Origin of the sequence: Mycolicibacterium psychrotolerans, assembly GCF_010729305.1 — a bacterium.
Classification (GTDB): domain Bacteria; phylum Actinomycetota; class Actinomycetes; order Mycobacteriales; family Mycobacteriaceae; genus Mycobacterium; species Mycobacterium psychrotolerans.
The window spans coordinates 3,835,508-3,854,935 of the sequence record NZ_AP022574.1; the positions used below are offsets into that span (position 1 = coordinate 3,835,508).

The 19,428-nt window shown below is 70.5% G+C and carries 21 protein-coding genes and 1 rRNA gene; 2 read left to right on the top strand and 20 right to left on the bottom strand.

From position 1 onward, the window contains the following. Positions 1-13 precede the first annotated feature (13 nt). The 7 genes from G6N45_RS18695 to G6N45_RS18725 are packed head-to-tail and all read right to left on the bottom strand — an operon-like array spanning position 14 to position 6,060. Positions 14-781 carry a sulfite exporter TauE/SafE family protein gene (locus G6N45_RS18695; protein WP_163728675.1) on the bottom strand — a complete coding sequence of 256 codons (768 nt, stop codon included), beginning with the start codon at positions 779-781 and terminating at the stop codon, positions 14-16. A 25-nt stretch (positions 782-806) separates the two neighbouring features. Then, on the bottom strand, positions 807-2,216 hold the full coding sequence (der, locus tag G6N45_RS18700; protein ID WP_163723594.1) for a ribosome biogenesis GTPase Der: 1,410 nt from the start codon (positions 2,214-2,216) through the stop codon (positions 807-809). Then, entirely contained in the window at positions 2,213-2,899 is a 687-nt protein-coding gene (cmk, locus tag G6N45_RS18705) for a (d)CMP kinase (RefSeq protein ID WP_163723595.1), read from the bottom strand. The genes der and cmk overlap by 4 nt, the downstream gene beginning before the upstream one ends. Then, positions 2,896-3,639 carry a pseudouridine synthase gene (locus tag G6N45_RS18710; protein WP_163723596.1) on the bottom strand — a complete coding sequence of 248 codons (744 nt, stop codon included), beginning with the start codon at positions 3,637-3,639 and terminating at the stop codon, positions 2,896-2,898. The genes cmk and G6N45_RS18710 overlap by 4 nt, the downstream gene beginning before the upstream one ends. Before the next feature lie 2 nt (positions 3,640-3,641). Continuing rightward, positions 3,642-4,352: an SMC-Scp complex subunit ScpB gene (gene scpB, locus G6N45_RS18715; protein ID WP_163723597.1), complete on the bottom strand. Its 711-nt coding sequence runs from the start codon at positions 4,350-4,352 to the stop codon at positions 3,642-3,644. 17 nt (positions 4,353-4,369) lie between these two features. Further along, positions 4,370-5,191 (bottom strand): segregation/condensation protein A, encoded by an 822-nt coding sequence (locus G6N45_RS18720; protein WP_163723598.1) that lies wholly within the window; start codon positions 5,189-5,191, stop codon positions 4,370-4,372. Continuing rightward, positions 5,188-6,060, bottom strand: a complete 873-nt coding sequence (locus tag G6N45_RS18725) for a ParA family protein (protein ID WP_057147743.1) — start codon at positions 6,058-6,060, stop codon at positions 5,188-5,190. Before G6N45_RS18725 ends, G6N45_RS18720 begins: the two co-directional genes overlap by 4 nt. Before the next feature lie 136 nt (positions 6,061-6,196). On the opposite strand from G6N45_RS18725, the gene G6N45_RS18730 reads away from it, so the two are divergent. Continuing rightward, the gene (locus G6N45_RS18730) at positions 6,197-6,994 is read left to right on the top strand and encodes an O-methyltransferase (RefSeq protein WP_163723599.1); all 798 of its coding nucleotides are present in this window, start codon (positions 6,197-6,199) and stop codon (positions 6,992-6,994) included. Here the strand turns inward: G6N45_RS18730 and xerD are convergent. The 6 genes from xerD to G6N45_RS18760 form a co-directional block, all read right to left on the bottom strand. Then, positions 6,945-7,904, bottom strand: a complete 960-nt coding sequence (gene xerD, locus G6N45_RS18735) for a site-specific tyrosine recombinase XerD (protein ID WP_246228725.1) — start codon at positions 7,902-7,904, stop codon at positions 6,945-6,947. The two genes, G6N45_RS18730 and xerD, sit on opposite strands and share 50 nt — an antisense overlap. After that, positions 7,901-8,551, bottom strand: a complete 651-nt coding sequence (locus G6N45_RS18740) for an NUDIX domain-containing protein (protein WP_246228726.1) — start codon at positions 8,549-8,551, stop codon at positions 7,901-7,903. The genes xerD and G6N45_RS18740 overlap by 4 nt, the downstream gene beginning before the upstream one ends. Then, complete coding sequence (locus G6N45_RS18745) at positions 8,544-10,304, bottom strand: CTP synthase (protein ID WP_163728685.1); 1,761 nt, start codon at positions 10,302-10,304, stop codon at positions 8,544-8,546. Before G6N45_RS18745 ends, G6N45_RS18740 begins: the two co-directional genes overlap by 8 nt. Before the next feature lie 73 nt (positions 10,305-10,377). Further along, the gene (locus G6N45_RS18750; RefSeq protein ID WP_163723600.1) at positions 10,378-11,319 is read right to left on the bottom strand and encodes a copper transporter; all 942 of its coding nucleotides are present in this window, start codon (positions 11,317-11,319) and stop codon (positions 10,378-10,380) included. A gap of 10 nt (positions 11,320-11,329) precedes the next feature. Continuing rightward, entirely contained in the window at positions 11,330-12,514 is a 1,185-nt protein-coding gene (gene steA, locus G6N45_RS18755) for a putative cytokinetic ring protein SteA (protein WP_163723601.1), read from the bottom strand. A gap of 93 nt (positions 12,515-12,607) precedes the next feature. Next, positions 12,608-12,988: a VOC family protein gene (locus G6N45_RS18760; protein ID WP_163728689.1), complete on the bottom strand. Its 381-nt coding sequence runs from the start codon at positions 12,986-12,988 to the stop codon at positions 12,608-12,610. Between the two features lie 79 nt (positions 12,989-13,067). Between G6N45_RS18760 and G6N45_RS18765 the strand changes: the two genes are divergently transcribed. Then, positions 13,068-13,646: a TetR/AcrR family transcriptional regulator gene (locus G6N45_RS18765; RefSeq protein ID WP_163723602.1), complete on the top strand. Its 579-nt coding sequence runs from the start codon at positions 13,068-13,070 to the stop codon at positions 13,644-13,646. A gap of 3 nt (positions 13,647-13,649) precedes the next feature. On the opposite strand, the gene recN is transcribed toward G6N45_RS18765, so the two are convergent. The 7 genes from recN to rrf form a co-directional block, all read right to left on the bottom strand. Next, the gene (gene recN, locus G6N45_RS18770) at positions 13,650-15,425 is read right to left on the bottom strand and encodes a DNA repair protein RecN (protein ID WP_163728693.1); all 1,776 of its coding nucleotides are present in this window, start codon (positions 15,423-15,425) and stop codon (positions 13,650-13,652) included. Continuing rightward, positions 15,425-16,348, bottom strand: coding sequence for an NAD kinase (locus G6N45_RS18775; RefSeq protein ID WP_057147751.1), 924 nt, complete (start codon positions 16,346-16,348; stop codon positions 15,425-15,427). Before G6N45_RS18775 ends, recN begins: the two co-directional genes overlap by 1 nt. Beyond that, complete coding sequence (locus G6N45_RS18780; RefSeq protein WP_163723603.1) at positions 16,345-17,154, bottom strand: TlyA family RNA methyltransferase; 810 nt, start codon at positions 17,152-17,154, stop codon at positions 16,345-16,347. The genes G6N45_RS18775 and G6N45_RS18780 overlap by 4 nt, the downstream gene beginning before the upstream one ends. A gap of 5 nt (positions 17,155-17,159) precedes the next feature. After that, positions 17,160-17,315, bottom strand: coding sequence for a hypothetical protein (locus tag G6N45_RS27740; RefSeq protein ID WP_170312456.1), 156 nt, complete (start codon positions 17,313-17,315; stop codon positions 17,160-17,162). 13 nt (positions 17,316-17,328) lie between these two features. Continuing rightward, positions 17,329-18,345 (bottom strand): HAD-IIA family hydrolase, encoded by a 1,017-nt coding sequence (locus tag G6N45_RS18785; protein ID WP_163723604.1) that lies wholly within the window; start codon positions 18,343-18,345, stop codon positions 17,329-17,331. 1 nt (position 18,346) lies between these two features. Continuing rightward, a complete protein-coding gene (locus tag G6N45_RS18790; protein WP_163723605.1) occupies positions 18,347-19,174 on the bottom strand; it encodes a tetratricopeptide repeat protein in 828 nt (275 codons plus the stop codon). Between the two features lie 113 nt (positions 19,175-19,287). Beyond that, positions 19,288-19,401 (bottom strand): 5S ribosomal RNA (rrf, locus tag G6N45_RS18795). Between the last annotated feature and the right edge of the window lie 27 nt (positions 19,402-19,428).

Sequence of the window (19,428 nt, forward strand, 5' to 3'; positions counted from 1 at the left end):
GGATTCGGCCAGCCTACACAGCCAACAACCGGTACAGCCCGATCAGTCCCACCACAACGATGACGGCCCGCAGCGCGTTGGGTGAGAGCCGGCGGCCGTAGTGCGCACCGAGGAACCCGCCGATCAGCGAGCCGATCGCGATCAGTCCGGCCGCCGGCCAGCTGATCCGGTCGAAGGCGACGGTGGTGTAGGCGACCGCCGCCACGATGTTCACGATCAACGACAGCAGGTTCTTGGCGGCGTTCATCCGCTGCATGTCCTCGGGCAGCAGCGCCCCCATCGCGGCGATCAGCAGGATGCCCTGGGCGGCGGTGAAGTAGCCGCCGTAGACGCCGACCGCGAACGTCGCCGCCACCAGCGCCGTCATCCGAGCACCGGAGATGTGGTCGGCGGAGCGGCCGGACGCCTCGGCCCGTCGCCGCACCCAGGTCTGGATCCGCGGCCCGACGACCACCAACGCGAGCGCCAGCACCAGCAGCACGGGGACGACCCGGATGAACACCCTCTCGGGCAGGTGCAGCAGCAGCCACGCCCCGCAGCCGGCGCCGACGAACGAGGCCGGGATCTGCCAGCGCAGCCGGTGCCACTGACCGCGCAGTTCCCGCCGGTAGCCCCACGTGCCGGATACTCCCCCGGCGACCAGGCCGACCGCATTGGACATCGTCGAGGTCACCGGCGGATAGCCCAGCGCCACCAGGGTGGGGAACGTGATGAGCGTGCCGGAGCCGACGAGCGCGTTGATGGCGCCTGCGCCGACGCCCGCGAGGGCGATGAGGATCATGTCGACGACCGGCACTCGACTCACCCTATCGGCGCTTGGCGCCTCTCTTTTCGCGCACCCTCACGTTGATGCGGATGGGGCTGCCCTCGAAGCCGAACGTCTCGCGCAACCGCCGCTCCAGGAACCGGCGGTAGCCGGCCTCCAGGAATCCGGAACTGAACAGCACGAAGGTCGGGGGACGCGAGGTGGCCTGGGTGGCGAACAGGATCCGCGGCTGCTTGCCGCCGCGCACCGGCGGCGGCGTCGCCGCGACGACCTCTTTGAGGAACGAGTTCAGCTGGCCGGTCGTGATCCGCTTGTCCCAGGAGGCCAGCGCCGTTTCCAGCGCGGGCACCAGCTTCTGCACGGCTCGGCCCGTCTTCGCGGAGATGTTCACTCGCGGCGCCCACTTGATCTGCGCCAACTGCAGGTCGATCTCACGGTCGAGCAGGTAGCGGCGGTCCTCGTCGACCAGGTCCCACTTGTTGAACGCCAGCACCAGCGCCCGGCCGGCCTCGACCACCATCGACAGCACCCGCTGATCCTGTTCGGTCAGCGGCTGGGAAGCGTCGATCAGCACGATCGCCACCTCGGCGGCGTCGATGGCGCCGTGGGTGCGCACCGAGGCGTAGAACTCATGGCCGCTGGCCTGCCCCACCTTGCGCCGCAGCCCGGCGGTGTCGACGAAGCGCCAGAGCTTGCCCTCCATCTCGATCAGCGAGTCGACGGGGTCGACGGTCGTGCCTGCAACGTCGTGCACGACCGACCGTTCGTCCCCGGAGAGCCGGTTGAGCAGCGAGGATTTGCCGACGTTCGGCTTGCCCACCAGCGCGACGCGGCGCGGACCGCCGCCACCGCCGCCCATCTCGGAGATGGCGGGCAGTTCTTCGAGCACGGCGTCGAGCAGATCGGCCACGCCGCGACCGTGCATCGCGCTGACGGGGTGCGGTTGACCGAGCCCCAGTGACCACAGGGCGGCGGCGTCGGCCTCCCCGCGGTCGTTGTCGACTTTGTTGGCGGCCAGGAAGACGGGCTTGCCGGAGCGCTGCAGGATCTTGGCGGCGGCCTCGTCGGCGGCGGTGGCCCCGACGACGGAGTCGACGACGAACACGATCGCGTCGGCGGTGCGCATCGCCACCGACGCCTGCTCGGCGACCAGTTGCTGCAGGCCCTTCGCGTCGGGCTCCCACCCGCCGGTGTCCTGCACCACGAACCGCCGGCCGGACCAGGACGCGTCGTAGGAGACCCGGTCGCGGGTGACGCCGGGGACGTCCTGCACGACCGCTTCCCGGCGTCCGAGGATCCGGTTCACCAGCGTGGACTTGCCGACGTTGGGGCGTCCGACGACGGCCAGCACCGGCGGCGGTGACGACGCCTCCTCGATCGCCTCAGCGACGTCCTCGGCCCCGACTTCCCAGTCGCCCTCGTCGACCCACGTGCCGTCACCATCGCTCATCGGGTCGCACCGGCTCTCTGTTCGACGAGTTCGGTCAGATGCCCGATCACCTCGTCCTGGGTCATGTCGCTCGTGTCGACGACCACCGCGTCGTCGGCGGCGCGCAGGGGCGACACCGCCCGGGTGGAGTCGAGGTGGTCGCGGCGCTGGACGTCGGCGAGCACGGCCGCGTAATCGTCGGGGAGTCCGGCCGCGACGTTCTGGTCGTTGCGCCGCCGGGCCCGCTCCTCGGCCGAGGCGGTCAGGAAGATCTTGACGTCGGCATCGGGCAGCACGACGGTGCCGATGTCCCGGCCCTCGACGACCACGCGTCCCGGGCCGTCGGCCAGGGCCCGCTGCAGGGCGACCAGCCGGCTGCGTACCTCGGGGACCGCCGACACCGCCGACACCGCCTTGGTGACGGCGTCACCGCGGATCTCGGCCGACACGTCCTCCCCGGCCAGGTAGGACCGGTCCTCACCGGGGTCGTGCCCGACCGCGAGGTCCACATCGCCCACCGCAGCCGCGATCGCCGCCGCATCGCCGACGTCGACCCCGCGGCGCAGCACGCTGAGCGTCACGATTCGGTACATCGCGCCGGTGTCCAGGTACCGGGCACCCAGTGACGTTGCCAATCCCCTTGCCACCGTTGACTTTCCGGTGCCCGCCGGGCCGTCGATCGCGATCACCGTCGAACGGGTCACAAGCCCACCGCCTTGTACAGGTCGCCGATCTCCTTCTGGGTCAGCACCCGGATGCTGCCCGGCCGCTGGTCGCCGAGCGTGACCTCACCGATGTCGGTACGGACCAACTCCCGCACCGGGAAGCCCACCTCCGCCAGCAGGCGGCGCACGATGCGTTTGCGTCCCTCGTGCAGGGTGACCCGCACCAACGACTTGCCCGGCACCGTGTCGACGACCGCGAAGTCGTCGGCGCGCACCGGGCCGTCGTCGAGTTCGACGCCTGCGCGCAGTTTCTTGCCCAGCCCGCGCGGTACCGCACCGAGCACCGTGGCCAGATACGTCTTGGGGACTTCGTAGGAGGGGTGCATCAGCCGGTGCGCGAGCTCGCCGTCGTTGGTCAGCAGCAGCAGACCCTCGGTGTCGGCGTCCAGCCGGCCGACGTGGAACAGCTTCTTGTTGCCGCGGACCCGATGCTCGACCAGGTCGCCGACGCAGGGGCGGCCGCGGTCGTCGGACATCGTCGAGTGCATTCCGCGCGGCTTGTTGATCGCGAGGTAGACGCGGTCGTCGTCGACCGCGATCCGTGCGCCGTCCACCCGGATCAGCGACGCCTGCGGGTCCACGCGGGTGCCGAGTTCGGTGACCACCACGCCGTCGACCTCGACGCGGCCGTCGCGGATCATCTTCTCGGCGACCCGCCGGGACGCGATTCCCGCCTGGGACAACACTTTCTGCAGACGCACGCCGTCGTCGTCGGTCATCGTCAGTCTCGATCCACGTCGAAGGAGGCCCCGGCCTGCGGGGTGGGTGTGCCGTTGAGCTTCATGAAACGTGGCTCTTCACTGAGGGTTTCGCTGATGTCATCGATGACGTCGACGTCGGGCAGCAACGGGGCGATGTCGGGCAGGTCGGTCAGCGAGGACAGCCCGAGGCGTTCGAGGAACAGTTCGGTGGTGGCGAAGGTGACCGCGCCGGAGTCCGGGTCGGTGCCCGCCTCGGTGATCAGGCCGCGCGCCAGCAGCGTGCGCATCACCGCGTCGACGTTGACGCCGCGCACGGCGCTGACCCGGGCGCGGGTCACCGGCTGGCGGTAGGCGACGACGGCCAGGGTCTCCAGCGCGGCGCGCGTCAACCGGGACCGGGCGCCGTCGAGGAGCAGCTTCTCCACGTACGGGGCGTACCGGGCGCGGGTGTAGAGGCGCCAGCCGCCGCCTGCCTCACGTAGATCGATGCCGCTCGCCCGGGCCGCGAGGTCGGCGGCCAGCGCGTGCAGCCGCTCGGAGATCCGGCCGGGCGCCTGGTCGGTGGCGGTGGCCAGCGCGTCGACCGGCACCGGGGTGTCGACGACCAGCAGCAGCGCCTCGAGCACGGCGTCCAGTTCAGCCGTGTCCAGTTCAGCCGTGCCCAGGTCGGCGCCGGGCTCGGTGTCCGGCGCTGCGTCGTGCTCGGTGTCTACGGGAGGACCTTCTGTCATCGTCTTTCTGTTCCGCGTTATTCGGCGTCCGCGGTCGCCAACTGCTCGCTGTTGGGCCGCTCCCCGGTCCACGAAATCTGGAGCACACCAAGCGGTTCTGACTGGTCGAATGCTACCGCCCGCGCTCGATACAGTTCGAGCAGCGCCAGGAAGCGGCCGACGATCTCCATCGGCATCCGGCAGTCGGCCACCAGATCTGCGAACGAAGCCCAGTGGCCGATCCCCCGGTCCTGCAGCATCGACATCAGATTGGCGGCCTGCTCGGGCACCGAGACCGGCACTTGGTGGAGGTGCTCGGTGCCCACCGTCGGGACCGGCCTCGGAGTGAACGCGGTGGCCGCGATCTCGGCGAACCGGGCCGCGTCGACGCCCAGCATCACCTCGGGCAGCAGCTCGGAGTAGCGGTCCTCCAGCGCCACGGCCCGGGGGTAGCTGCGCAGCGCGGCCGACTCCAACTCGGCGAACATCACCGCGACGTGCTTGAACGCGCGGTACTGCAGCAGCCGGGCGAACAGCAGGTCCCGTACCTCGAGCAGCGCGAGGTCCTCTTCGTCGTGCACGTCGCCTGCGGGCAGCAGCCGGGCCGCCTTCAGGTCCAGCAGGGTGGCGGCGACCACCAGGAACGAGGTGGTCTCATCGAGGCCGAGGCGGCTCCCGATCTCCTTGGTGTAGGCGATGAACTCGTCGGTGACCTGGTGCAGCGCCACTTCGGTGACGTCGAGCCGGTGGGCGAAGATCAGCTGCAGCAGCAGGTCGAACGGGCCCTCGAAATTGCTCAGCCGAACCTGGAATCCGGTCGATTTGTCGGCGGACTGGGCGGGATCCGGGGGCCCGCTCACGCGCCGAACCGGTGGATGACCTCGCGCGCCAGCGCCCGGTACGCCTCGGCCCCAGCCGATTTCGGCGCCCAGGTGGTGATCGGCTCGCCGGCCACACTGGTCTCCGGGAAACGCACGGTGCGGGTGATCACGGTGTCGAACACCAGGTCGCCGAAGCGTTCGACCACGCGGGCCATCACCTCGCGAGAGTTGACGGTGCGCGGGTCGTAGCGGGTGATCAGGATCCCGCTGATCGACAGCTTCGGGTTGAGCCGGTCGTGCACCTTCTCGACGGTGTCGGTGAGCAGCGCCAGGCCGCGCAGCGAGAAGTACTCGCACTCGGTCGGGATGATGACGCCGTCGCTGCAGGCCAGCCCGTTGACCGTGAGCAGGCCCAGCGAGGGCTGGCAGTCGATCAGCACGTAGTCGTAGCGGTCGAGCACCGGGTAGAGCGCGCGGGCCAGCGACTGCTCCCGGCCCACCTCGTTGACCAGCTGGATCTCGGCCGCCGACAGATCGATGTTGCTGGGCACCAGATCCAGGCCCGGCACCCGGGTCGTGATCAACACCTGGTCGATCGACACCCTGGGCTCGACCAGCAGGTTGTAGACCGTGTTGTCCAGCTCGTAGTGCGGCACGCCCAGGCCCGCCGACAGGGCGCCCTGCGGGTCGAGGTCGACGAGCAGCACCCTGCGGCCGTACTCGGCCAGGCTGGCGCCCAGGTTGATCGTCGAGGTGGTCTTGCCGACCCCGCCCTTCTGGTTGCACATCGCGATGACCTTGGCCGGTCCGTGCGAGCTGCGCGGTGCCGGATCGGGGATCTCGCGGGGAAGGCGGCCGGTCAGGCCGGGTGTCGGTGCGGGGTCGATGGTGCCGGTGTCGTCGCTCATACCGGACCGTCGCTGGTCAGGCATCCTTGCGGCGTGGCGGACATCGCGGCAAGTTTAACGGTGAGCATCGCGCTGGTGAGGCAGACCCGCAGGCGAGATCGCCGCGAGTGTGCGCAGGCTTCGTAAGCTGGACCGTATGGGACTGACTCAACGGGTGCCGGTGCTGCGTTGGGCGCGCCTGGCACTGGGCATGCCGACGTTCGTCCGCACCGGCCAGATCGGCGACGGGCGGGAAGCCGCCTGCGCCGCGTTCGTCGAGTCCATCGCCCCGCGCGGGGACATCGATGCCGCGCTCTCGGCGATCGACACCTTCGCCCGCCGGGAGGCGATGCTGGTGAACATCGGCGACGAGAAGGGGCCGCTGCTCGATGCCGCGGTGCGCCGGGCGGCACCGGCGCTGGTGCTCGAACTCGGGACCTACTGCGGATACAGCGCACTGCGCATAGCGCGCGCAGCGCCCACCGCACGCGTGGTCTCGGTCGAGTTCTCCGCCGCGAACGCCGACGTCGCGCGGCGCATCTGGACCCACGCCGGCGTCGCCGACCGCGTCAGCTGCGTGGTCGGCACCATCGGCGACGGTGGCCGCACCCTCGACGCGCTGACGGGCGACCACGGCGTCAGCACGGGCAGCGTCGACGTGCTGTTCATCGATCACGACAAGAACGCCTACCTGTCCGATCTGCGGACGATCCTCGACCGTGGCTGGCTGCACCCCGGATCGGTCGTCGTCGCCGACAACGTACGGGTCCCCGGAGCGCCCGGGTACCGCGCCTACATGCGCCGGCACGAGGGCACCCGGTGGCGGACCGTCGAACACAAGACGCACGTCGAGTATCAGTCGTTGCTTCCCGACCTCGTCCTGGAGTCGGAGTTTCTGGGGCCCGCTACCGCGCCCGGGGATGGGCGCCCGCCCACACCTCCCGCAGCGCGTTGACCGTGACCATCGTGTAGATCTGCGTGGTGGTCACCGACGCGTGGCCGAGCAGTTCCTGCACGACGCGCACGTCCGCGCCGCCCTCGAGCAGGTGGGTGGCGAAGGAGTGGCGCAGCACGTGCGGTGACACCGTGGCGGTGACGCCGGCACGGTCGGCGGCGTCCTGGAGCACCTGCCATGCGCTCTGCCGGGACAGCCGTCCGCCGCGGGCGTTGAGGAAGATCGCCGGGGCGCCGCGGCCGCGCCGGGCCAGCTCCGGACGCGCCCGCACCAGGTAGGCCTCCAGGGCGGCCACCGCGGGGCGGCCGATCGGGATCAGACGCTGCTTGCCGCCCTTGCCGCGCAGCAGCACCGACCGGGCGTGTAGGTCGATGTCGTCGACGTCGAGGCCGACGGCTTCGGAGATTCGCGCGCCGGTCGAGTACAGCAGTTCCAGCAGCGCCCGGTTGCGCAGCGTCAGCGGCCCGTCGGCCTCGCTGTCACCACCCGCGGCCTCGAGCAGGGCGAGCACCTCGTCCAGCGACAGGCTCTTGGGCAGCCTGCGGCTCGGCGTGGGCGGTTTGACCTCCCGCGCGACGTCGATGGCGGCGATTCCTTCCGCGGCGGCGAACCGGTGCAGGCCGCGCACCGCGATCAGCGCCCGGGCCGCCGAGACCGCCGAGAGCGCTGGCACGCCGTTGTCGGGGTCGCCGCGGCGCAGCGCGACCAGGAACTCGCTGACATCGGCTTCGGCCGCGCCCGCCAGGTCAGAGACGCCCCGCGACGTCAGGTGCTCGGCGTAGCGCCGCAGATCGCGGCGGTAGGAGCTCAGGGTGTTCGCCGCCGCGCCGCGTTCGATCGCCAGGTGGTCGAGGTACCCCTGGATCTGATCGTCCAGGGTGGAGCCGACCGACGAGAACGTCTGGGTCACGCATGTCCCTTCCTCCGTGCGAACGCCGTGGGCCTGTCGGTCCACGGTGCGTCGACGGCGCGCAGCGCATCGATGCCGGGCATCGCGTGCGCGGCCAGGATGCCGGCGACGGAGATCGAATTTACGATCTCCCCCGAGTACACCTTGGCGACGGCCTCGTCGAGCGCGACACGCTCGACGGTGAGGTCGGCTTCTTCGTGTTCGGATTCGGGGCGGCCGACGTCCCGCAGGCCGGTGGCCAGGAACACCCGCACGCTCTCGTCGCTGAAACCGGGCGCGGAGTCCAGGTCGACCAGCGTGTGCCACGTCTGGGCGGTCAGCCCCGCCTCCTCGGTGAGTTCGCGGGCGGCCGAGACGTGCGGCGGCTCGCCACTCATGTCCAGCAGGCCCGCAGGCAGTTCCCACAGCCGCCTGCCGAATGCGTGCCGGTACTGGTAGACCAGCACGATGCGGCCCTCGTCGTCGAGGGCGACCACGGCCACCGCGCCGTAGTGCTCGACGATCTCGCGCCGCGCCGTCGACCCGCCCGGCATGCGCACCTCGTCGGCGCGCAACGCGAAGATGTTGCCGACGTAGAGCGTCTCCGAGCCGGCGACGGCGAAGTCGTGGTTGCCGGGCTGCCCGTTGCCCGTGCCCCCGTCAGCCACGGGCAGGGGCGTCTTCGAGGGCGTGCTCCACACCGTTGGCCTCGGCCTCGGCGTGCTCCGGGATCTCCGGCATCTCGACGGGCAGCCGTTCGGCGTTCTTGTAGTCCAGCGACGCGCCGACGAACGCGACGAACAGCGGGTGCGGCCTGGTGGGCCGGCTCTTGAGCTCCGGATGAGCCTGGGTGCCGACGATGAACGGGTGCACGTCGGGCGCGTACTCGACGAACTCGACGAGGTGGCCGTCGGGCGAAGTGCCCGAGAACCGCAGGCCGCTCTCGGCTATCTTGTCGCGGTAGGCGTTGTTGACCTCGTAGCGGTGCCGGTGCCGCTCCGACACCTCGGTCGCCTGATAGGCCTGCGCCACAATGGATCCCGGCGTCAGCGCAGCCGGGTAGGCGCCCAGTCGCATCGTGCCGCCCAGGTCGGCCTCGCCGGCGACGATGTGCTGCTGGTCGGCCATCGTGGAGATCACGGGATCCGGGGTGTCGGGGTCGAACTCCGCGGAGCTGGCTTCGGTCAGACCCACCGACCGCGCGGCCTCGATGACGATGCACTGCAACCCGAGGCACAGGCCCAGCACCGGCAGACCGCGCCTGCGCGCGTAGCGGATCGCGCCGATCTTGCCCTCGATGCCGCGAATGCCGAAGCCGCCGGGGATCAGCACCCCGTCGACGTCGGCGAGTGCGGCGGCCGCGCCCGGGTCGGTTTCGCAGTCGTCGGAGGGCACCCAGCGCATCTCGACGCGGGCGTGGTGGGCGAAGCCGCCTGCACGCAGCGCCTCGGCGACCGACAGGTACGCATCCGACAGGTCGATGTACTTGCCCACCAGGGCGATTCGCACGGTCTCACGCGGCTCGTGCACCCGTCGCAGCAGGTCGTTCCACTGCGTCCAGTCCACGTCGCGGAACGGCAGATTGAGCCGCCGTACCACGTACGCGTCGAGCTCCTCGCGGTGCAGCACCTTGGGGATGTCGTAGATCGACGGCGCGTCGGGGGTCGAGATGCACCCGTCGATGTCGACGTCACACATCAGGGCGATCTTGTTCTTGAGCGGTTCGGGCACGTCGCGGTCGCATCGCAGGATCAGCGCGTCGGGGCTGATGCCGATGCTGCGCAGCGCGGCAACGGAGTGCTGGGTGGGTTTGGTCTTGAGCTCGCCCGAGGGCGCCATGAACGGCACCAGCGAGCAGTGCAGGAAGAAGCAGTTCTCCCGGCCCACTTCGTGGCGCACCTGCCGGGCGGCCTCGAGGAACGGGAGCGACTCGATGTCGCCGACCGTGCCACCGATCTCGGTGATCACCACGTCGGGCCGGTTGCCGTCGGCGTCGGCCTCGGCCATCGCCAGCACGCGGTTCTTGATCTCGTCGGTGATGTGCGGGATCACCTGCACGGTGTCGCCGAGGTACTCGCCGCGCCGCTCCTTGGCGATCACCGTCGAATACACCTGCCCGGTGGTGACATTGGCGTATCCCGAGAGGTTCCGGTCGAGGAAGCGCTCGTAGTGGCCGACGTCGAGGTCGGTCTCCGCGCCGTCCTCGGTGACGAACACCTCTCCGTGCTGGAAGGGGTTCATCGTGCCCGGATCCACGTTGAGATACGGGTCGAGCTTCTGCATCGTCACCTGCAGACCACGGGCGGTGAGCAGTTGACCGAGGCTCGAGGCGGTGAGGCCCTTGCCGAGGGAGGACACCACCCCACCGGTCACGAAGAGGTGTTTGGTGGCTGTCAGCGGGTGCTTGCGCAACGGCTTCATTTGGCCTGGCACGGAACCCCACCCTAACACCGACTCCGACACCGCGTCGCTGACACGCGGGCGGCAGGCCCCGCTACTGCGGCACGGTGACGGCGGACGCGCCCTGCCCGGTGCCGTACTGGCCGGGTTTGCCGTTGTTGATCAGCGCGCTCAGCGCCAGCACGGTGGTGATCCGCCCCGATTCGCGGTCGACGTCGTCGACGGTGCTGACGGTGCTGTTCAACGCTTTGTCCGAGCGGGTGACCGCCACCGCGGAGGTACCGGAGGCGGCGCCGTCGCGGCCGGCGAGCACGACGCCCGAGCCGTGCGGCGCCAGCCCGGCGGCGAACCGGGCCACGGTGGCGCCCTGGTTGCCCGCATCGTCACCGAGGGCGCCCCCGGTGACGATCAGTGCGGTGTCGGCGGCTCCGATGCGCTCGGCGCCGTAGGTGATGAACCCGGTGTCGCGCAGCGCGGTCAGCACCGTGTCGCGCTGGTCGTCGTTGACGGGCGGGCGTTTGGGGTCCCTGTCGATCAGCAGCGCGATGCCCAGGAGGTCACCGGCCTGCGAGCCCTGGTCGACGGTGGTGGTGCTCAACTGGGTGCCCGCGGGCACGATCGGTGAATTCACCACCGACAGCAGCTTCTCGGCGGAGTTGGCGTCGACGAACTCCTGGGTCAGGCCTACGGTGCCGGTCACGGTGCCGCCGGCCTCGCTGACGAGCCGGGAGAGCGCGTCGATGTCGTCGTCGTCGGCATCCGGGGTGCGGAACAGCACCACCGATTTGTCCGCGAGGCTGCCGCGCAGAATCCGCGGCGCCATCTGGGCGTCGAAATCGCCTGCTGCGCTCAACTTCTCGTTGAGCGCATTGCGGTCCTCGGTCAGCGAGTCGATCTCGGTCTGCATCTGCGCCTTGTCGTCGCGCAGTCCGGACAGCACGGTGTTGGACAGCAGCCCGGAGCCCAGGGCGATGCCGATGGCCAGCGCCAGGAACACGGCGGCCAGCGAGATGGCGTGCGAACGCAGCGAGATCACGGCGTCCCTCCTACGAGACCAGACCCTGCACCCACAGCAGGAACTGGTTCCAGGTGTGGGTGATCCACTCGAGCACGGCGGCGTCGGCGCGCGACACCCACAGCGCGGCGATGACGGCGATCAGCATCGCCAGCACCAGCAGCGCGATCGCCCCGCCGGAGACGCGGCTGCGGTACAGCGTGGCGACGGCTTTGGCGTCGACGAGCTTCTCCCCCACCTTCAACCGGGTCAGGAAGGTCGACGGGTTGCTGCGCTGACGGGTGCGGTCGAAGAACTCCTCGATGCTGGCGGTGTGCCCGACGGTGACGATCAACGAGGCGCCGTGGTGATCGCAGAGCAGCAGCGCCAGGTCGGCCGCCGATCCGGCGGCCGGGAACGTCATCGCACCGACGCCGAGGTCCTGGATGCGCTCCAGTCCGGAGGCGTGGCCGTCGGCGTCGGCGGGCAGCACCACCTGGGCTCCGCAACGCAGTGCCTCGGTGCTGATCGTGTCCGGGTCTCCGACGATCAGCGCCGGCCGGTAGCCGGCCTTGCGCAGGATGTCGGCCCCGGTCCCGACGCCGACCAGCACGGGCTGGTACTCCTTGATGAACGGTTTGAGCGCCTTGAGGTCGGCTGCGGCGTGCGGTTCCTCGGCGACGATCACGACGTGCCTGCGGTTCAGGTCGACGTCGATGTCGGGGATGCCGATGCCGTCGATCAGCAGGGGGCTCTCGCTGCGGATGAACTCGATGGTGTTCCCGGCGAACGCCTCCAGGTGGGCGACCAACCCGCCCTTGGCCTCCTGCATCAGCTCGTGGATGTCGGCGTCGGTGCGCTCGGTGCCGAGGATCAGCCGACGGTCCCCGGAGTAGACGCCGCCCTCGTTGATCCGGATGCGGGCGCCGTCCTTGACCTTTTTGAAGACCTCGGGGCCGGTGTCGTCGACCAGGGTGATGCCGTTGGCGACCAGCACCTCGGGCCCGAGGTTAGGGTAGCGCCCCGAGATCGACGACGACGCGTTGACGACAGCCGCGATGCCGGCCTCGACCAGTGCGTCAGCGGTGACGCGGTCCAGGTCCTGTGCGTCGATGACGACGATGTCGCCCGGCGTCACCCGTCGCAACAGCCGGTCGATGTCGCGGTCCACACGGGCGGTGCCGGTGATGCCCGGCCGTGAGCCGGCGTTTCGGGAGAGCAGCGCTGACATCTTCATGGGCCGATTCTTGCCAGCAACCCTCCGGATCTGTCGGAGGCGCGCCGTAACATCCGCCCCAGAAGTCTCCTTCTGCCTCAGCAGTCACATAGCTCACGTGGTGAACGCCTGGAACAGTTCGACCAGGTTTCCGGCGGGATCCACGGCCAGGGCCTGCCGGCCGCCGCGTCCCTCGATGACGTCACCGCGGAAGTCGACGCCGGCGCCGCGGAGCGCGTCGACGACGGAATTCAGATCATCGACCCTGAGCTGGAACCTGTTCCAGCCGCCCGGTTCCGGCAGTCCGTCCGGCAGTCGCCGGCCGGCCCCGCCCCCGCCCTGCGGAGCGTTCAGCAACAGAGCCAGATCTCCACGGTGGAGCATGGCAAAGCCGCGTCCCGGGCGCATCACCACCTCGAAACCGAGATTTTTCGTGTAGAACTCGACAGCATCATCGACGTCGTCGACGATGTAGCGCACCCCGAAGTCGGTCATCATCGCACCTCCATCGGTTTACGATACGACTCTGTCCCACAGAAGGACAAGATGTCCCAAGGTAATGAGAGGACCGCGCATGAGCAGTGCCCGAGGCCGGCTGCCCGATCCACGGGTCGAGCACTCACGTCGCGCCATCTGCCGCGCAGCCCTCGACGAGTTCGCCGACAGTGGTTACGCCGGGTTCCGGATGGAATCGGTCGCGGCCCGCGCCGGCGTCGGGAGGAGCACCGTGTACCGGCACTGGCCCGATAAGGCGGCGTTGGTCGCAGACGCCCTGGACAGCGTTCATCAGCAGCCGGACCCTGCGCGCGAGACCGCAGGCAGCGCGCGAGCGCGGGCCGAGATCCTGCTGAACCATCTCGCGCGGGCGTTGACCGAATCAGCGGTCGCGGCATGCATTCCCGCGTGGATCCACGCGGCCGCGAACGACGCGGACTTCCGCGACCGCCTGCACCGGTTCTCGGCGCAGCGCCGTCAACGGCTCACCGACACAATCGCCGCAGGAGTCGCCGAGGGCGAATTCTCCCCGACAGTCGATCCGGAGACGGCGTCGGTCACGCTGTCCGGCGGTGTGTTCTACCGGTGCCTGATGACGCCCGAAGCTCCCGACGCCGGCTTCGTCGCGGACCTTCTCGACACCGTCCTCGGACGCTGAAACTCAACCGGCGTCGACGCGCTCGTTCCGGGCCGCATCCAGGAGTTCCCGCGCGTGCGCGCGCCCGCTGTCGGATTCACCGAGACCCGCCAGCATCCGCGCCAGTTCGGCCACCCGGTCGTCGTCGTCGAGGCGGCGGACCCCGCTGGACTTGGCCCGGGACTTGGTGCCCGCCGTCTCCCCCTCGATGACCAGGTGCGCGTCGGCGTAGGCAGCCACCTGGGGCAGGTGCGTCACGACGATCACCTGGTGGGTGCGTGCCAGCCGCGCAAGCCGGCGGCCGATCTGGACCGCGGCTCGTCCGCCCACGCCGGCGTCGACCTCGTCGAAGACCATCGTGGTGCCCTCCGTCGACACGGCGAGCACCACCTCGAGGGCGAGCATCACCCGGGACAGCTCGCCGCCGGAGGCGCTCTTGTGCAGCGGCAGCAGGTCCGATCCGCCGTGCGCGGCGAACCCGAACTCCACGGCATCGACTCCGTCGCGTCCGGCGTGCACGGTGTCTCCCGAGGCCAGCGTCAACGGCGCGCTGTCGTCGGGACGCGCCGGCAGCGGACCGACGGAGATCGTGAACTGGGCGCCGGACATCGCGAGCCCGGACAGCTCCGCGGTGACCGCCTTGGACAACCCCTTGGCGGCCTTGACCCGGACCTTGGTCAACTCCGCCGCGGCGGCTGCCACCGTGCCCTGCAGCTCCTCGACGCGGCGCGCGAGGCCGGCCAGCGTCTCCTCGGACACGTCGAGTTGGGCCAGGCGCTCACGCGACGTGCGTGCCCACTCCAGCACCCCGTCGATGTCGGGGGCGTATTTGCGGGTCAGCGTCCGCAGCTCGGCCTGCCGGGCCAGCTTTCCCTCCAATGTGCTTGCGTCGCTGGGCAATTCGGCGAGGAAGCCGCCCAGCTCGGCGGACACGTCGGTGAGCACGGTCAGCGCCGTGTCGAGCTGGCCGGCCAGCGACTTGAGCGCCGCGTCGTCGGTGTTCTCCAGCGCCGAGCGGGCCTGGCCGACGGAGTCCGCGGCCGAGAATCCCTCGCCCGCCACGTCGTCGCCGAGCCCCGACAGGGCGGCACGCGCGGTCTGCACCGCCTCGCGCAGCGCATCGAGTTCGGACAGTCGCCGGATGTCGGAGACCAGCGACTCGTCCTCCCCGGGTTGCGGCGCGATGACGTCGATCTCGTTGAGGCCGAACTGGAGCCGGTCGGCCTCCTGCGCCAGTTCGCGGGCGCGGCGCCGCCGTTCGTCCAGGTCGCGCCGGGCCGAGAGCCACTCGTCGCGCAGCGCGCGGTAGCCCTGCAGCTGCGCCGAGACGTCGGCGTACCGGTCGAGCGCAGCCCGCTGCTGGTCGGGACGCATCAGGCGCAGCTGATCGTTCTGGCCGTGCAGCGTGAGCAACTCGCTGGTGAACTCGCTCAGCGACTTCGCAGGCACGCTGCGGCCGCCCAGGTAGGCGCGCGACGGTCCGTCCCGGCTCACCGAGCGGGCGGCGATGACGCTGCCGTCGTCGTCGCGCTCCGCGCCCGAGGAATCGAGGATGGCGTCCACCTGCGCGACGACATCACCCAGATCGTCGGTGACGAACCGGCCCTCGACCACCGCCTTGGCCGAGCCCGACCGCACCCTGGCCGGATCGGCACGCGCGCCGCCGAGAAGGTGCAGGCCCGTCACCACCATGGTCTTGCCCGCACCGGTCTCGCCGGTCAGCACGGTCAATCCCCCGTCGAACTCCGCGGTCGCGGCGCTGATGGCGCCCAGCGACTCGATCCGAATCTCGGCTAGCACTACTGTCCGCGCCATCCTGTGACCGGCAACCGGAACTTGCGCACCAGCCGGTCGGCGAACGGCGCACTGTCCAGCCGTACCCATTTCAGCGGGGTGCCGCAGCGCGTGACCTCGAGCCGGCCGCCGGCGGGCAGCACCATCTCGCGGCGCCCGTCGCAGAACACCAGCGCGTCGTGGCCGCTGGCCTCGATCTCGATGGCGATCAGCGCGTGCGGGCTGGTCACCATCGGCCGGGCGAACAGGGCGTGCGCGTTGTTGGGCACCACGATGATGGCCTCGAGGTCGGGCCACAGCACCGGCCCGCCCGCCGAGAACGCGTACGCGGTCGAACCGGTCGGTGTCGAGACGAGCACCCCGTCGCACCCGAACGACGACACCGGCCGCCCGTCCACCTCCAGCACGACGCCCAGCACCCCGAGCCGCGGCCCTTTCTCCAGGCTGGCCTCGTTGAGCGCCCAGCCGCGGTCGAGCAGTTCGCCGCCGGCCCAGACGGCCACGTCGAGCGTCATCCGCTCCTCGACGCGGTAGTCGCGCCGGATGATGTGGTCCAGGACGGTGTCGATCGAGTCGGCCTCGGCTTCGGCGAGGAAGCCGATCTTGCCGAGGTTCACCCCGAGCACCGGGATCTCGACATTGCGGGCGAGCTCGGCCGCCCGCAGGAAGGTGCCGTCACCGCCGAGCACCAGCACCAGCTCGCATCCCTCGGCGGCACGCTGGTCGGCGTCGACGACCTCGATCTCGACCCCGAGGGCGCGCATGTCGTCGGGCGCGAGGTGCAACGGCCCGCGGTCGACGGCCTCGGCGGACAGCACCCGCAGCGCTATCCCGTTGTCGCTCAACACCTTCTCGACCCGACGGGCGACGTCGGTGGCCTCCTCGCGGCCGGTGTGCACCACCAGCAGGATGGTGCGTTCGAGCGTCATTGGGGACCCTCCTCGACGGCACGGCGAATCGCGGCGGCGAGCGCGTCGCCGTGCAGGGGATCCGCCGTGTCGGCTCGTAGATGCAGGAAGTACTCGACATTGCCCGCGGGGCCGGGCAACGGACTGGCCGTGACCGCCACGGCAGACCAACCCAGCTGGGCCGCTCGTTCGGCGACCGATCGGACCGCGTCGGCGCGCAGCAGCGGGTCGGAGACCACGCCGCCTGCGCCCACTCGGTCCTTACCGACCTCGAACTGCGGCTTCACCATGGGAACGATATCCGCGCCGGGAGACGCGCACGCGGTCAGCGCGGGCAGTACGGTCGCCAGCGAGATGAACGACAGGTCGGCCACGATCACCTCGACCGGCCCGCCGATGGCGTCGCAGGTGAGTTCTCGGACGTTGGTCCGCTCCATCACCGTGACCCGGTCATCGGTGCGCAGCGCCCACGCCAGTTGGCCGTAGCCGACGTCGACGGCCACGACGTGCCCGGCACCGCGGGCCAGCAGGACTTCGGTGAATCCACCGGTCGAGGCGCCTGCGTCGAGGCAGCGCCTGCCCGCGACGTCGACACCGAACGCGTCGAGCGCACCGATCAGTTTGTGCGCCCCGCGTGACACCCAGGACGGTTCGCCGGCGTCCTCCACGGTCAGGTGCGCGCTGACCGCGATGGCCGTCGCCGGTTTGGCGGCCCGCATGCCGTCGACGCTGACCCGTCCGGCACCGATCAACTCGGCGGCCTGCTGGCGGGACCTCGCCAGCCCGCGCCGGACCAGCTCGGCGTCCACACGAGCTCGCCGCGTCACGCGGATCAGCCTTTCTCGACCGATTCCAACGCGCGCACCAGCACGTCGTGCGCCTCTTCCAGGCGGGCGGCCACGGCATCGAGGTCGGCGGCCGTGGGCTCGGTCGGCTCACTCAGGAGTTCGGCGACGTGGGCGCGGATCTGCTCGGGGTCGGTACTCATGTCGTGGTTCACGCTAGTCGATGGCGTCCGACAGCAGCGACCACCGCCGGGCGGCCTGTCGCGCTGCGTCGTCGGCCGCTACGATCCGCCGCCGGCCCGCGGGCGTGTCCGCCGCCCAGACCGCGGCGGCGATCGCCCGCACGATGGACAGGGCGTCGCCGGGATGGTCCCCGGTGGAGTGCACGGAGACCGCGTCGCCGTCGAGGTCGACGCGCCACGCCGGGTGCGGCCCGACGCGCAGGGTGTCGGTGTCGTCGGACAGGGCGCGGAGGTCCTCGGCGAGAAGATGCGGTCGCTCGTCGGGAACCGCGAAGATCGCGTCCTCGGCGTTGTTGACGCCCGAGAGCACCATCAGGCTGGGCAGCTGCGCGGCGTTGGCGCCCGCGATGTCGGTGTCGAGCCGGTCCCCGATCACCAGCGGTGACTCGAAGTGCCCGCGCGCCAACGCATTCGCCATCAGCACCGGCGACGGTTTCCCGGCCACCTGCGGTTCTCGATCGGTGGCGGTGCGCAGCGCCGCGACCATCGAACCGTTGCCCGGAAGCAGACCCCGCTCCGAGGGCAGCGTCTTGTCCACGTTGGCGGCGATCCACAGCGCGCCGGCCCTGATGGCCAGCGCCGCCTCGGCGAGAGCGGGCCACGCGGTCTCCGGCGAGTGACCCTGCACGACCGCCACCGGCTCGTCGGCGAACTCCCGAACGGGCGTCAACCCGACTCCGCGGACCTCCTCGGCCAGCGCGTCCGTGCCCACGACGAGCACCTTCGCGTTCTGAGGGAGTTGTTCGGCGAGCAGCCGGGCCGCGCTCTGCGCACTGGTGACGACGTCGTCGGGCGCAGCGGTGAAACCGAGCTCGCGCAGATGGTCGGCGACCTGGGCGGCGTCGCGCGAGGCGTTGTTCGTCACGAACAGCACCCGGGACTGCACCGAGGCCAGCGTCTCGACCGCACCGGTAGTGGGTTCCTGGCCGCGGAACACTGTCCCGTCGAGATCGAGCAGCAGGCAATCATGCTGCTGCGCAAGTGTGCTCACGTCAGGACAGCTCCGTGATGCGCTCTTCGGCGTCGGTGACCCCGTCGGCGTCGGCGGCCGCGGCCTTGAGGAACCACTGCAGCGCCTCGTCGGCGCGCCCGAGCGCCAGCAGCGTGTCGGCATAGGCGTAGAAGAGCCGGGCGGCGGTCTGACCTGTCCGCGACTGGTCCAGCTGCGGGGTGGACAGGACCGCCAGCGCCTGCTCGTGCTGCCCCAGATCCGAACGGGCGCCGGCCACCACGATGCGCAGCTCGTCGGCGTCATCGCCGGTCAGCTGCGCGGCCTCGGGGCTGCGGGCCAGCTCGATCGCCCGCTCGGGCCTGCCGACCCCGCGTTCGCAGTCCGCGATCAGCGCGAGAAGCGGCGATTTACTGCCCATACGGCGGGCCGCCCGCAGTTCGGCAAGCGCCTGCGCCCAGTCGCCGCAGGCGTAGGCGGCGATGCCGACGGCTTCGCGCACCGCGGCGATACGGCCGGAGCGGGCACGAGCCGCGCGGGCGTGCTCGAGCGCTGCCTCGGGGTCGTCGTCGAGCAGGTCGCCGGCGGCGACGAGATGACGCGCAACGGCGTCGGCGGTGGCCCGATCCAGTGTGGTGAGTTCCCCCCGGATCTCCGGAGAGAGCTGGCGGGCTTCGATCTCGGCGGGAATCGGCGGTCCCGCTGGAGTTCTCGTGTCGTCGTGGGTCCGGGGCTGGGCGGAACGGGCACGCTGGGGTCCCGACGTGCGCGGCGCCGAGCGCTGATCGCGCCGCGGCCCTTGCCGGTTGCCGGCCGAACCGCCGCGCTGGGGCCGACGGTCGCCGCGGCCGTCCTGATTGTCGTGGGACACGACAAAAAGGATACGGCCAAAAAGGGCGGGGCCACAATTGACGAATTGTCGGGGCAATTCCTCGGAAATAGGAAATCGCCCCCCGCCAAATGCGGGGGGCGATTCCAATGTGTGTTCGGCGGTGTCCTACTTTTCCACCCGTGTGGGTAGTATCATCGGCGCTGGCAGGCTTAGCTTCCGGGTTCGGGATGGGTCCGGGCGTTTCCCTGCCGCTATGGACCGCCGTAACTTTATTCACTCGTTTTTGAGTGTGA